Consider the following 13,675-nt stretch of genomic DNA (forward strand, 5'->3'; position numbering starts at 1 on the left):
AACAGATTACTTTTTATGGGTTGGTCGACGAAACTTGCAACACTTTTCCATTGAAATATTTATTTCCTGTAAGAGTGAAATTATAAATATAATCGGCCATTTCATTAGCAGAAATGGGTGCTTGATAACCCGGAAAAGCTTCTTCTAACATTTCTGTTTGAACAGATCCTAAAGCAAGAACATTAAAAGAAATACCACGGTCTTTGTATTCCTCGGCTAACAATTCCATAAGTGTAATTACGGCTCCTTTACTAGAACTATAAGCAGCAAGTCCAGCAAATTTAAGGCTTCCTTGAATTCCTCCCATAGAACTAATAGCTACAACATGACTGTTTTTTTGTAAATAAGGTAAAGCAATACGAGTTAAATTAGCCACAGCAAAAACATTTACTTTGTAGATGTTCTCAAAATCCTCTTGAGTTGTTTCTAAAAATGGTTTTAAAATCAAACTACCTGCATTGTGAATGATGGCATCTATTTGTTTCCAGGTATTAGAAACAAAATCACTAACTTTTGCTAGTTCCAATTCATTAGATAAATCAACGGATAGACAAGTAATATTTTTGTTCCCCAATAAAGTCTGTGGAACTTTTCTAGAAATAGCTAAAACTTGATGTCCAGCATTTGAAAATTGCAGGGCTAATTCATGACCTATTCCTCTACTCGTTCCTGTAATTATAATATTTTTCATAAAGCAAAAATAAGGAAAATTGACAAAACAGCAGTACTTAAAACTCAGGATTGTTTTTTGATTTTAGAGTGAGTAATATTATAATTTTGGTTAATTTTGATACAACGCGCTTACAAAAATAAAAATTAAATGAAGGATAACATAAATTTTGAAATAGCTACACTAAAAGACATCGATGGTGTACTAGCACTACAAGAATTATATTTTGTTTCTAATTTAACCGAAGAAGACAAAAAAGGTGGATTTGTTACTACCCCATTTACTATCGCTCAATTAACAGAAGTTATTGAAGCCCAAAATCTATTTGTTACAAAAGACAATGGTAAAATTATCGCTTATATTTTTACGGGAAGTTGGACGTTTTTTGCTCAATGGCCGATTTTTGAACACATGATAACATTACTTACTGACCTTAATTTTTTAGACTTTAGTTTTACAACAACAAATAGTTTTCAATATGGACCAATATGCATTCATAAGAATTACAGAGGAAAAGGCTTGATCCTTCCTTTCTTTGAATTCATGAGAATGCACATGATGAACAAATATCCATTGAGTCTAACATTCATCAATAAAACGAATATTCCATCTCGTAAAGCGCATACTGAAAAACTAAAATGGAACATTATTGCTGATTTTAATTTCAATAACAATGAATATTACATTTTAGCTTATGATATGAATCAAAAGGTTTTTAGTAGGAGTTGAATTTACAATTATTTATTTCCGTTTAAAGTACATAGAAATATTTAATAGGCACGAAGCCACTAAGTGATCTAAATTAATTGTATTTTTTTACCATCTAGAGTATTAAGTTTCACAAGACTTAAACAACTTAATTCCTTTAATGGTTTTATAAAGTTTCATGGTTGACTCTTTTATAAATATAAATCGTTTTACAACTTCCATTTGCGTATTTGTTCCTTTGTGGCAAAAGAAACAAAAAAATAGAACTAAAAAAAACCCTTTCTAACCAAATTAGAAAGGGTTTTTGTTATATAAAAAACAAGGTTTTAAGAAACCAAACCTCTAGAAATTACAATTCTTTGAATCTCTGAAGTACCTTCATAAATTTGTGTAATTTTAGAATCACGCATCATTCTCTCCACATGATATTCAGCAACATATCCGTTACCACCATGAATTTGAACAGCTTCATTAGCAACTTCAAGCGCAATCTCTGACGCATATAATTTTGCCATTGCTCCAGAATGTGCAATATCTTTACCTTCATCTTTTTCGCAAGCAGCTTTCATTACTAATAATTTTGCTGCAGTAACTTTAACGTACATATCCGCTAGTTTAAAAGCAATTGCTTGATGCTGAAAAATTTCTTTACCAAAAGCTTTTCGTTCTTGAGCATATTTTAAAGCAATTTCATAAGCTCCGGTTGCAATTCCTAAAGCTTGTGACGCAATTCCTATTCTTCCGCCATTCAATACATTCATAGCAAATGCAAAACCAAAACCATCTTCGCCAATTCTATTTTCTTTTGGAACTTTCACATCATTAAACAACAAAGAATGAGTGTCACTTCCGCGAATTCCCATTTTTCTTTCTTTTGGTCCAATATCAAAACCAGCCCAACCTTTTTCAACTATAAATGCATTTATTCCTTTATGCTTTTTTTCTACATCAGTTTGTGCTATCACTAAATACGTAGATGCAGTTGATCCATTTGTAATCCAGTTTTTTGTACCGTTCAACAAATAATGGTCTCCCATATCAATTGCTGTAGTCTTTTGCGAAGTGGCATCACTACCAGCTTCTGGCTCAGAAAGACAAAAAGCGCCAATTACTTCCCCTTTTGCAAGTGGTACTAAATATTTCATTTTTTGTTCTTCGTTACAGTATTTTTCCATACCTGCACAAACAAGCGAATTATTTACCGACATGATCACTGCAGCTGAAGCGTCTACTTTAGCAATTTCAGTCATGGCCAACACATACGAAACACTATCTAAACCCGAACCACCATATTTTGGATCTACCATCATTCCCATAAAACCAAGTTCAGCCATCATTTTGACTTGCTCGGTAGGGAATTTAGAATGTTCATCCCTTTCTATAACTCCTGGTAATAATTCTGCAACAGCAAAATCCTTAGCAGCTTGTTGAATCATTATTTGTTCTTCGGTTAGATTAAAATCCATATTATTATTGTAAATTAAATGTTCTTAAATTTGATCCTCAAAAGTAATTATTTAATATCAAATTTCAAACGATTTCGTGAATTTAGCTATTGTTTAAACAAAACTTTGTGATCGAAGAAGCCTTGCATTGCAACTCATTAAGCAAGACAATTTGATCTAAAAGCCAAACTGATAACATAATTACAAAATAAGCCATCCACTTCTTAAACAAAACATTCAAACAAAATAGTGTTTCTCATTTCTTTTAAATGAAACAATTCGTTTGTTTCGCAATAATTTTCAATAATACTTTTCCATAATCCCATACAAAGAAGTTGTTTAAAATGGTAAAAACTAAACTAATTCACATTAGAGCTCTTCAAAAGAAATATTAAAACTACAAATCCCCGGTGATTAAAAAAGAATTATGAGTCTATAAATTTTACAGTCTAGTAATGTTTATGGGATATAAGTTAGTATTTTTTATTTTTTAAGCTAAAATTAAACATATTCATCAATTGTAACTTTTTTTAAAGAAAATAATTACTTTTATTGTAAGTTTATAGTAAATTTGCAGGTCGATTTCAAAATTGAATAAAAAACTTAAATCCCTTAATATGAAAAAAATAGTAGCATTATTAACGATTATTATCACATTACAATTTACTAACGCAACTGCTCAAAACAAATTCGTTGTTAATGGTGTTGAAATTCCAAGAACATTAGAGTTTAAAGGAAAAAAATTATCCTTAAATGGAATTGGACAACGTTCAAAATTTTTTACTGAACTTTACATTCAAGCATTGTACTTAACCGTTTTATCTCAAGATGCTAAACAAATTTTAGATAGTGAACTTGAAATGGCAATTGCATTACATGTATCATCGGGATTGATTACTTCAAAAAAACTGTCTAAGGCTTTAGAAAAAGGGATGGAAAAATCAGTTGGAGAAAAAGGGATCCTGAAATTTGCTAAAGAACTTAAAGAATTGGAAGATTTATTGAGTACTGAGGAAACTAAAAAAGGAGATGTATTTGAACTAGCCTTTAATCCGGACGACCAATCGTTATGGATTACTAAGAACAAGAACTACAAAGGAAAAATCACTGGATTAGAATTTAAAAAAGCATTTTACGGAATATGGTTATCTGAAAACCCTGTAGACAAAACATTAAAAGAAGATTTGTTAGGTAAATTCTAAAAAGATTCTTTTTTGTTTTTTTTGAATATTAAGCAATTCGAACGATTCCTTTTTTATATTTGCGTAAATTAAACATATCGCAAAAAATGAAAGATTTATTGAATAAATTCGAAAATAAAGAGCCTGAAATAGTTTTCCATTGGAAAGATGCTGAAACAGAAGCAGAAGGATGGACAGTAATTAACTCATTACGTGGTGGTGCTGCCGGTGGTGGAACACGTATGAGAAAAGGCTTGGATATGAATGAGGTTTTGTCCTTGGCAAAAACTATGGAAGTGAAATTCTCTGTTTCTGGTCCTGCAATTGGAGGAGCTAAATCTGGAATAAATTTTGACCCTAGTGACTCAAGAAAAAAAGGAGTTTTACAACGTTGGTTTAAAGCTGTTTCGCCTTTATTAAAAAGTTATTATGGAACTGGAGGAGATTTAAATGTAGATGAAATCCACGAAGTAATTCCAATGACTGAAGAATGCGGTATATGGCACCCACAAGAAGGTGTTTTTAACGGACACTTTAAACCGACAGAAGCCGATAAAATCAATAGAATTGGACAATTACGTCAAGGAGTTGTAAAAGTCATTGAAAATCCTAAATATTCTCCAGATATTCTTCGTAAATATACCGTTGCTGATATGATTACTGGTTTTGGTGTTGCCGAAGCTGTACGCAATTATTACGATATTTATGGCGGTGATGTAAAAGGAAAAAAAGCTATTATACAAGGTTTTGGAAATGTAGGTTCAGCTGCAGCTTATTATTTGGCCGGAATGGGCGCTAAAATAATTGGGATTATCGACCGAGATGGTGGAATAATAAATGAGAATGGATATACATTTGAAGAAATAAAAGATTTTTATCTTGCTAAGGATGGAAATAAATTAGTTGCCGCAAACATGATTCCTTTTGAAGAAATCAATCAAAAAATCTGGACTATAGGCGCTGAAATATTTACTCCTTGCGCTGCTTCTAGATTGGTTACTCAATCTCAAATTGACAGCTTAATCGCTAATGGTCTTGAAGTAATTTCTTGTGGTGCAAATGTACCGTTTGCAGACACAGCTATCTTTTTTGGCCCAATAATGGAAGATATAGACACAAAAGTAAGTCTGATTCCTGATTTTATTTCTAATTGTGGAATGGCTCGTGTTTTTGCTTACTTCATGGAGAAAAGAGTAGAAATGACAGATGATGCAATTTTTCAGGATACCTCAGAAACGATCAAAAATGCTATGAAAAAGACTTATGCTTTAAATAGCTCAAAAACAAATATTAGTGCTACTGCTTTCGAAATTGCTTTAAAACAGTTAGTATAATCCTATTGATTATCTTCGATTTAATCGTTGATAAACTATAATTAAACGAGCCAGTTTGATACATATTGTTTGAAACAATAGTATTAAACTGGCTTTTTTTTATAAAATAAATTAAAAGCTATAAAAATATTTTGAACGTTAATTTTAATATTAATTAATAGCAATTTTTATAATATATTAGCGTTTTCATAATAAATAAAATTTCTATGAGTCTATTGTTACAAGCGGACAGCTTATCTGTTGCAAAAGAAGGTTTAGTTGATGCAGTCCCTGTTGAAAAAACTTTATCTATAATCGAATTACTAACTAGCGGAGGATTAGCAGGTCAAATAATTATGACCTCGTTATTCTTAATGTTCTTCGTTGCTTTATACCTCTATTTTGAAAGATTAATGGCTATAAATGCTGCTTCCAAAATTGATCCTGGATTTATGTCTCAAATTAAAGACAACATTAAAAACGGACGTATTGACAACGCTAAAATAGCATGCGCTCACTATAAATCTCCTGTTGCCAGATTAATCGAGAAAGGTATTTCCCGCATTGGCAAACCTTTAGACGACATTAATACGGCTATTGAAAATGCAGGAAAACTTGAAATTTACAAACTTGAAAAAAATGTAAGCATGCTTGCTACTATTTCTGGAGCAGGACCAATGACTGGTTTTTTAGGAACTGTTGTCGGAATGATTCAAGCTTTTCATAAAATGGCCAGTTCTGGAGGACAAATAGAAGTAGGTGCACTATCTGAAGGAATTTATACCGCCATGACAACTACTGTAGTAGGATTAGTAGTGGGAATTATTGCTTATGTTGGGTACAATCACTTAGTAGTAAAAACAGATAAAATTGTTCACCAGATGGAAGCCACTGCAGTTGACTTTCTAGACTTATTAAACGACCCTGCATAATTATGAATCTAAGAGGAAGAAATAAAGTTAGCGCCGAATTCAATATGTCATCCATGACCGATATTGTGTTTTTATTACTGATATTTTTTATGCTAACATCAACAATGGTAACGACTAATGCTTTAGATTTAGTTCTCCCAAAAGCAAAAGGTAAAACAGATAGCAATAAAAATATTTCTGTAAGTATAAATAAGGATTTGGAGTTTTTTATTGATAAAGAACCCGTATCCGAAACCGAATTAGAATCAAAATTATTATCCTTACTTTCTGCAGATAAAGAAAAAGCAATTATTTTAAGAGCTGAAGAAGGTGTACCTATCGAAAAAGCGGTTAATGTTTTAGATATAGCAAACAGAAATCAAATTAAAGTTGTTTTAGCAGTGAGGCCTAAATAGATTTAGCAGTCTTAAAAAAGATTTTTCTACATGAAATACATAGAAACAGAAGAAGAAAAAAAATCATTTGCAATCACATCAACCATTTTTGTGATTCTATTTATTTTGTTCTTTTATTTAGGATTAACTTCTTTAGATCCACCCCCCGAGAATGGAATCGCAATTAACTTTGGGACAACCGAATTTGGTTCAGGAAACATTCAGCCAACAGAAGCAATACAGTCTGCACCTAAAGCAGTTGCTGCAAAAGAGGCTGCGGCTAGTAATGAGGAAATCTTGTCACAGGATGTTGAAGAAGCTGTTGTTTTAAAAGAAGCAAAAAAGAACAAACCAACTAAAGAAGCCGCCAAAGAAGAAGTTAAACCAAAACCAAAAGAAATTCCGAAACCTTCAAAAAGCACTTCGGATGCATTATCAAGTTTAATAAACGGCCCTAAATCAGATGGAAAAGCGCAAGGCGGTGAAGGAAATGATGATGTTGCAGGTGATAAAGGAAGCATAAACGGTAATCCATACGCCAACAGTTATTATGGATCAGGAAGTGGTAGCGGCAACGGAAGTGGTTGGGGATTAAATGGTAGAAGCATTAGTACTAGAGGAAAAGAAATTCAAAAATGCAATGAATTCGGAACCGTTGTAGTTCAAATCACTGTAAATAGAAATGGTAATGTTATTGCTGCTAAGTACACTAAAGGAACAACAAATACTAATCCTTGTTTAGTAGAACCTGCTTTAGCAACAGCACGAAAATATAAATGGCAACCCGATCCAAAAGCACCTGAAACCCAAATTGGTTTCATAACGGTTAATTTTAAAATAGGGGAATAATCATAACTATAAATAATAAAAACTCAAGTATCTTTGAGTTTTTATTATTTATAACCCTCATGAATTACCAAGAAACCACTCATTGGATGTTTGCACAACTACCAATGTACCAAACTCAAGGCGCATCTGCTTATAAAGAAGACTTAACTAATATCTTATTATTATCTGATCACTTAGGCAATCCTGAAAAGAAATTAAAATGCATACATGTAGCTGGAACTAATGGTAAGGGCTCTACGTCCCATATGTTATCTTCTATACTACAAGAAGCTGGTTATAATGTTGGCTTATATACCTCACCGCACTTAAAAGATTTTAGAGAACGAATTAAGATAAATGGTAAAGAAATTTCTGAAGATTTTGTTTGCTCCTTTATTGAACAACACAAATTTTACCTTGAAAAAGAAGCTTTTAGTTTTTTTGAAATGTCTGTTGGATTAGCTTTCGATTATTTTTCAAAAGAAAAGGTAGACATAGCAATTATTGAAGTGGGAATGGGCGGCAGATTGGATGCTACCAATATTATTGCTCCGCTTATCTCCGTTATCACTAATATAGGTTTAGATCACACTCAATTCCTCGGAAACACACTCGCCTCAATAGCTTTTGAAAAAGCCGGAATTATAAAACCATCAATTCCGGTAATTATTGGAGAATATACCGATGAAACAAAACCTGTGTTTTTGGCTAAAGCAAAAGAATGCCAATCCCAAATCTACTTTGCCTCTGATTTAATTTCTAATACCTATCCTTCTGATCTACTTGGCGATTACCAAGTATATAACAAGAGAACGGTTTTGCAAACTATTAACGTTTTAAATCAAGAAAAAGAATACAATATAAGTATAGAGAACATTCAATCTGGATTCTTAAATGTGGTAAGAAATACAGGACTGCAAGGAAGGTGGCAACAATTAAGAGCGTTTCCAAAAGTAATTTGCGACACAGCACATAATAAAGACGGGCTGAAAATTGCATTAAATCAAATCCAAAAAGAAACTTTTGACAACTTGCATATTGTTTTGGGAGTGGTAAATGATAAAGATTTAGAGGAAATAATACCTTTATTTCCTAAAAAAGCAATTTATTATTTCTGTAAACCTAATCTTCCTCGTGGATTAGAAGCTTCAATTTTAAAACAGAAAGCTGACACTTATGAACTAAAAGGAGAAGTATACAATTCTGTTTCAGAAGCTTACAAAAAAGCCACACAAAGCGCTTTAGAATCTGACTTCATCTACATTGGTGGAAGCACTTTTGTAGTAGCAGAAATATTGTAATTTTTTTATTTTTTTACTTGCACAATTAAAAAAGTGGCGTATATTTGCACACGCAATAACGGCAACGAAATTTGTCAAACTGCAAAAATAGGGCGATTAGCTCAGCTGGTTCAGAGCACCTCGTTTACACCGAGGGGGTCGGGGGTTCGAACCCCTCATCGCCCACCAAGAAACTCCTTAAGAAATTAAGGAGTTTTTTTATGTCCTATTTTTTCGAATTAATCTACCTCTAGGAGCATCACCTGTATCAAGCACAATATCAGAATGTAAAAATTCTGCAGCAAGTGCTGATCCTTTTACTTTAATAGCAGTGCGCTCTAACATCTCTTCTTCAAATGCATTCAATATACCTTTCCTAATATCCGTTTTACGCCATTCTTTTGATGCATTACAAGACTTTGCAATTTCTCTAGCTAACGAAAGTGAATCAATCAAGGCTTGATTGGCTCCTTGCCCCTTAAAAGGGCTCATAGGATGTGCTGCATCACCTATCAGAGTAATTGCTCCGGCTTTTTCTAAAATCTCAGACGATAGTAATTCGCGATCGTATACCGGATATCCTGAAATTTGAGATTCTAAAGTAGCAGATACAATCTGAGGAATAGGATCATGCCAATGAGTTCTCAAGCTAGCTTCTTCTTTTAACGCGTATGGACCTTGAGCGCTTAAAAGTTTAGCTGCACTCTCTGATATTGGAAAACTTAATTGCCACATTACCGAATCAGCAGAGTATGGCATAATATAGATTCGATCAGTGCCATTTGCAGTCTGAAATACAGTAGCTGAATCTAATAATGGACTATCAAGTTCTTTAAGAGCGCTTAATGGACAAATACCTAATATTACCATACAATCCAAATAACGCAATGGGAATCGTTGCTCTCCAATTAGTAACTTACGAACCCTACTCCGAATACCATCGGCACCAACAATTAGATCAGCCTTAATCTTTTTCAATTCCCCTTCAACTTCAAAGTTTATTTCATAACTTTCATCATCACACTTTTTAAAATCAATTAATTGATATCCCCATTTGACAAAATTTTCCTGTCCAAGTTGGCTTAATAACTTTAATCTCAAAGCTTGTCTAGATATATGCATATTAGATCGTTTGGGATTTGCTTTTACATTGTAAGGCGTCCATTTCCTTACGCCCCATTCACCGATTATCTTACCATCTGTAGTATGAACTATGTGCTTTGTTGAAATTACCTTTTCTTCTAATGAGAAAATACCTAATCCTTCTATTGCTTTTCCCGCTTGCTGCAAAGTAAGCCCATAACCTTGTGATCTGGTATCAAAACTCAAATCTCGTTCATAAAGAGTAAAAGGAATACCCCGATGCAAACACGCAACAGCTAAAGCTACTCCGCCAATACCACCTCCAATAATTGCTACATGAGGAAATTTTTCTTTATCGGCTATTGGGAAATCAAGAGAAGGAATCAAGCCTGATCCTCCACAATTCAGACAAGAATACAAATGACCTTTTGGTTGAGAAGGAGCTACACCCTGTCTGTCTGACTTTTCAAATTTCTCTAATGCAATTAAGTAATCGTGCTTTACTTTCTTACTAAGCCCACGACTTTTCTTACCACGCCCATGACATTCACTACAAGTGGACCAACATTGCTGTTTATTTTCTACTTTACCCACTTAATAACAATTATTTATTGAAACTTAATCCTAAATAAATTAAACTCAGTGTTTAATCTTAATACAAATTTTAAAGAAAATGCCATCAACAAAATTGTGATGGCATTTATTAAAACTAAATTTATATAATTTATGAAATAAAATCTAACGTACGTTCTAGCGCCATTCCTCTAGATCCTTTAATCAAAATAGAATTATTTGCAAATGTATGCTCAGAAATACTATTTGAAAAATCTTCAAAAGATTCAAAATAAAAAAAATGATGCTGTTCTATTTTATTTTCATAAAAAGCAGAACCAACAAAATAACATTTTACTTCGTCTTCATTTAATAACATATTTATAATAGCACGATGTTCCTTAGAGCTTTCTTGACCTAACTCAAACATATCTCCTAATATCATAACCTTATTTGAATTCTCTAACTGAATAAAGTTTTCAATGGCTACTACCATGCTACTAGGATTAGCATTATAAGCATCTAAAATGATTTTGTTTGTACCCTTAGTTAACAATTGAGATCTATTGTTTTCAGGAATATAACTCTCAATAGCTTCCTTAATTTCTTTATCTGAAATTCCAAAATACTTACCTATAGTTAATGCAGCGTTAATATTATTTGCATTATACAATCCGATCAAGTGGGATTTAATAACCAAATCAGAAAAGAAAATCTCAACAAATGGATTTGCTTTAACTGAAGTAATATTCACATCTGCATTCCTTTTTTCCACCCCAAAAGTAAATACTCTTAATCCGTCAGATTTTTCAACTTGAATTGAATCTTCCAAATTTATAAAAACAAGTTTATCCCATTCAGAAAGATACTTATACATTTCGCTTTTACCTTGAATAACTCCTGCAACACCCCCGAATCCTTCTAAATGTGCTTTGCCAAAATTAGTAATATAACCAAAATCAGGTTTTGCAATTTCACACAAGAATTCAATTTCTTTTTGATGATTTGCCCCCATTTCTACAATACCGATTTCGGTTTCAGAGGTAAACGAAAGTAAAGTTAAGGGAACTCCAATATGATTATTCAGATTACCAACTGTTGCTTTGGTATTCATTTTTTTTGACAGGACTACATTTATCAATTCTTTTGTAGTCGTTTTTCCGTTACTACCTGTAAGACCAATTATAGGTATTTTTAAATAATCACGATGAAACTTAGCTAACTCTTGTAACGCTTTCAAGCTATCTTTAACCAAAATTGTTCGATGATCAATAAAATAAGATTGGTCATCGATTATTACGTAAGAAGCCCCTTTTTCTAAAGCTTGTTGAGCAAATACATTAGCATCAAAGCGATCTCCTTTTATAGCAACAAATAATGAATTGGCTTGAATGTTACGCGTATCTATAGAAACACTGCTACATTTTAAAAACAAACTATGAATGTATTTAATATCCATTTGAAAAGTTTTAAAAAAATAAAAGCCCTAATGAAAGGGCTTTTATTTTTTTATTATATAATTTAATTTCTTACTGATCTCTTTTTATCTGCTTTAGGTCCTACTCTTGACATAGCACATCTAAAACCTATATAATCTGTAGCCATATCTTGTGGAAAGTATCTTCTTTGAGCTGGATCTAACCAATACGCTCTATCTCTCCAAGAACCACCTTTATAAACTCTTGATTCATCATTAATCAATGTAGTTCTTTTGTTAGAATTGTCATATTTTCTAACCATTCTACCTAAACTGTCAGTTGTAACATTATGTTTAGGAGAATTATACATGATTTTATCAGCATTAGCTTTATCATCAGAAGACTCTGATTCACCAAAATCATAATATCTAGTAGATTGTTTATCACCATCTCTGTAGTTGATATTATTACTCTTATCAAAGTTTGTTCTTAAATAAGTTTCATTTTCATCAACTGGAACTTGAGCAATTTGACCTGGAAAACTTGTAGCAACTTTTTTACCATTACTTAAAGTTTTAAACTGCATATTATCTTTAGTAACAATTTCTATTTTACCATCTGCACCGATTTTATTCTTGGTATATAGATTTCCTCTAAAATAGTTAAAGTCATTAGCTTCATTATCAATTATAGGTCTGTAAACATCCTGAACCCATTCAGCAACGTTACCGGCCATATCATACAAACCAAAATCATTTGCTGGATATTTCTTAACTTCATTTGTGATATCAGCTCCATCATCAGACCAACCTGCAATTCCACCGTAATCTCCATTACCTTGTTTGAAGTTAGCCAATTGATCTCCTTTATTCGCTCTTTTACTTGAACGAGTATAAGCACCAGACCAAGGATATTTCTTTTGACCTTTATATATGTTGTATTCTCTTTGCCCAACAGCAGCTGCAGCAGCATATTCCCATTCTGCTTCAGTTGGCAATCTATATTCTGGAAGTAATATTCCGGAAGAACGTTGTGCATAAACATTTTTTGCTTCTACAACAGTTCCGTCTTTCTTAGCTTTTGGCGCTTTTTTACCACCTTTACCTCCTTTTAAAACAATTTCTTCATTTCCTCCATAAGAAGAAGTTGGTGAATTTAAATACGTTTCAGTGTCAAAGTTGCTATCCGCAGTTACATCTTGAGTTTTAGCATCTTTTTTAAGATACCCATTTTTTTCAAGTAATGCTTCATTTACACGCTGTGTTCTCCAATTACTAAATTCAACTGCTTGAATCCAATTTACTCCTACTACTGGATATTCAGCATATGAAGGATGTCTTAAGTAGTTATTAGTCATCGTTTCGTTGTAACCTAAACGATTTCTCCATACTAAAGTATCTGGTGATGCACCTTCGTATATGTATTTATAATTTTCTTCTGTTGGTGGATAAACATTTTTCAACCACTCTAAGTAATCTAAATACATTGAGTTAGTTACTTCCGTCTCATCCATGTAAAAAGACTGAACGTGTTGTTGAGTTGGTGTATTGTTCCAATCATGCATTACATCATCTTGTACTTTACCCATTGTAAAAGTACCGCCTTCTACAAAAACCAAACCTGGTCCTGCTTGTTGCTTTTTATTACTTGAGCCTTTTTTACCATCCATATTCCAACCCGTTGCTCTTGACGTGTTCTTTGAACTGGATTTTTTACTGCAACTTGAAAAACCAACAATCAAAATGATTGACAGTAACAACTGCATGCCCATAATTCTCTTTGCTTTCATACTCTTTAGTAGGTAATAATTTTAGTGACGCAATATAACAATTATCAATTAATAGCATCAAAATTTTTTAATAATTCTAACTTTAACATTATAATATCTAAT

At 32.6% G+C, this 13,675-nt stretch carries 12 protein-coding genes and 1 tRNA gene; 8 read left to right on the forward strand and 5 right to left on the reverse strand.

Annotated features, from left to right (window positions below):
- Positions 1-13: 13 nt before the first annotated feature.
- Entirely contained in the window at positions 14-691 is a 678-nt protein-coding gene (locus MW871_RS06610) for an SDR family NAD(P)-dependent oxidoreductase (RefSeq protein ID WP_248428011.1), read from the reverse strand.
- A gap of 129 nt (positions 692-820) precedes the next feature.
- On the opposite strand from MW871_RS06610, the gene MW871_RS06615 reads away from it, so the two are divergent.
- Positions 821-1,399, forward strand: coding sequence for a GNAT family acetyltransferase (locus MW871_RS06615; RefSeq protein WP_248428012.1), 579 nt, complete (start codon positions 821-823; stop codon positions 1,397-1,399).
- A gap of 305 nt (positions 1,400-1,704) precedes the next feature.
- Here the strand turns inward: MW871_RS06615 and MW871_RS06620 are convergent, their stop codons facing one another.
- Positions 1,705-2,844, reverse strand: coding sequence for an acyl-CoA dehydrogenase family protein (locus MW871_RS06620; RefSeq protein ID WP_188049916.1), 1,140 nt, complete (start codon positions 2,842-2,844; stop codon positions 1,705-1,707).
- Positions 2,845-3,440: 596 nt separating this feature from the next.
- Between MW871_RS06620 and MW871_RS06625 the strand changes: the two genes are divergently transcribed.
- The 7 genes from MW871_RS06625 (at position 3,441) to MW871_RS06655 (ending at position 8,920) form a co-directional block, all read left to right on the forward strand.
- Positions 3,441-4,025: a chalcone isomerase family protein gene (locus MW871_RS06625; RefSeq protein ID WP_188049915.1), complete on the forward strand. Its 585-nt coding sequence runs from the start codon at positions 3,441-3,443 to the stop codon at positions 4,023-4,025.
- Between the two features lie 86 nt (positions 4,026-4,111).
- Complete coding sequence (locus tag MW871_RS06630; RefSeq protein WP_248428013.1) at positions 4,112-5,338, forward strand: Glu/Leu/Phe/Val dehydrogenase dimerization domain-containing protein; 1,227 nt, start codon at positions 4,112-4,114, stop codon at positions 5,336-5,338.
- Positions 5,339-5,544: 206 nt separating this feature from the next.
- On the forward strand, positions 5,545-6,249 hold the full coding sequence (locus MW871_RS06635) for a MotA/TolQ/ExbB proton channel family protein (protein ID WP_188049913.1): 705 nt from the start codon (positions 5,545-5,547) through the stop codon (positions 6,247-6,249).
- 2 nt (positions 6,250-6,251) lie between these two features.
- Complete coding sequence (locus MW871_RS06640) at positions 6,252-6,644, forward strand: ExbD/TolR family protein (protein WP_188049912.1); 393 nt, start codon at positions 6,252-6,254, stop codon at positions 6,642-6,644.
- 30 nt (positions 6,645-6,674) lie between these two features.
- Positions 6,675-7,472, forward strand: a complete 798-nt coding sequence (locus MW871_RS06645) for an energy transducer TonB family protein (protein WP_248428014.1) — start codon at positions 6,675-6,677, stop codon at positions 7,470-7,472.
- Positions 7,473-7,531: 59 nt separating this feature from the next.
- The gene (locus MW871_RS06650; RefSeq protein ID WP_248428015.1) at positions 7,532-8,752 is read left to right on the forward strand and encodes a bifunctional folylpolyglutamate synthase/dihydrofolate synthase; all 1,221 of its coding nucleotides are present in this window, start codon (positions 7,532-7,534) and stop codon (positions 8,750-8,752) included.
- Between the two features lie 90 nt (positions 8,753-8,842).
- Positions 8,843-8,920 (forward strand) — tRNA-Val (locus MW871_RS06655).
- 30 nt (positions 8,921-8,950) lie between these two features.
- Here MW871_RS06655 and MW871_RS06660 read toward each other — a convergent pair.
- The 3 genes from MW871_RS06660 to gldJ form a co-directional block, all read right to left on the reverse strand.
- Positions 8,951-10,408 carry an FAD-dependent oxidoreductase gene (locus MW871_RS06660; protein ID WP_248428016.1) on the reverse strand — a complete coding sequence of 486 codons (1,458 nt, stop codon included), beginning with the start codon at positions 10,406-10,408 and terminating at the stop codon, positions 8,951-8,953.
- 130 nt (positions 10,409-10,538) lie between these two features.
- On the reverse strand, positions 10,539-11,825 hold the full coding sequence (locus MW871_RS06665) for a UDP-N-acetylmuramoyl-tripeptide--D-alanyl-D-alanine ligase (protein WP_248428017.1): 1,287 nt from the start codon (positions 11,823-11,825) through the stop codon (positions 10,539-10,541).
- Positions 11,826-11,887: 62 nt separating this feature from the next.
- Positions 11,888-13,573, reverse strand: coding sequence for a gliding motility lipoprotein GldJ (gene gldJ / locus MW871_RS06670; RefSeq protein WP_248428018.1), 1,686 nt, complete (start codon positions 13,571-13,573; stop codon positions 11,888-11,890).
- Positions 13,574-13,675 lie beyond the last annotated feature (102 nt).

Origin of the sequence: Flavobacterium pygoscelis (assembly GCF_023162025.1) — a bacterium.
Lineage (GTDB): Bacteria > Bacteroidota > Bacteroidia > Flavobacteriales > Flavobacteriaceae > Flavobacterium > Flavobacterium pygoscelis.

Coding starts and splice junctions, on each gene's coding strand:
- MW871_RS06640 (WP_188049912.1), top strand. CDS start 6,252: ATGAATCTAAGAGGAAGAAATAAAGTTAGCGCCGAATTCAATATGTCA.
- MW871_RS06610 (WP_248428011.1), bottom strand. CDS start 691: ATGAAAAATATTATAATTACAGGAACGAGTAGAGGAATAGGTCATGAA.
- MW871_RS06665 (WP_248428017.1), bottom strand. CDS start 11,825: ATGGATATTAAATACATTCATAGTTTGTTTTTAAAATGTAGCAGTGTT.
- MW871_RS06635 (WP_188049913.1), top strand. CDS start 5,545: ATGAGTCTATTGTTACAAGCGGACAGCTTATCTGTTGCAAAAGAAGGT.
- MW871_RS06650 (WP_248428015.1), top strand. CDS start 7,532: ATGAATTACCAAGAAACCACTCATTGGATGTTTGCACAACTACCAATG.
- MW871_RS06645 (WP_248428014.1), top strand. CDS start 6,675: ATGAAATACATAGAAACAGAAGAAGAAAAAAAATCATTTGCAATCACA.
- gldJ (WP_248428018.1), bottom strand. CDS start 13,573: ATGAAAGCAAAGAGAATTATGGGCATGCAGTTGTTACTGTCAATCATT.
- MW871_RS06625 (WP_188049915.1), top strand. CDS start 3,441: ATGAAAAAAATAGTAGCATTATTAACGATTATTATCACATTACAATTT.
- MW871_RS06615 (WP_248428012.1), top strand. CDS start 821: ATGAAGGATAACATAAATTTTGAAATAGCTACACTAAAAGACATCGAT.
- MW871_RS06630 (WP_248428013.1), top strand. CDS start 4,112: ATGAAAGATTTATTGAATAAATTCGAAAATAAAGAGCCTGAAATAGTT.
- MW871_RS06620 (WP_188049916.1), bottom strand. CDS start 2,844: ATGGATTTTAATCTAACCGAAGAACAAATAATGATTCAACAAGCTGCT.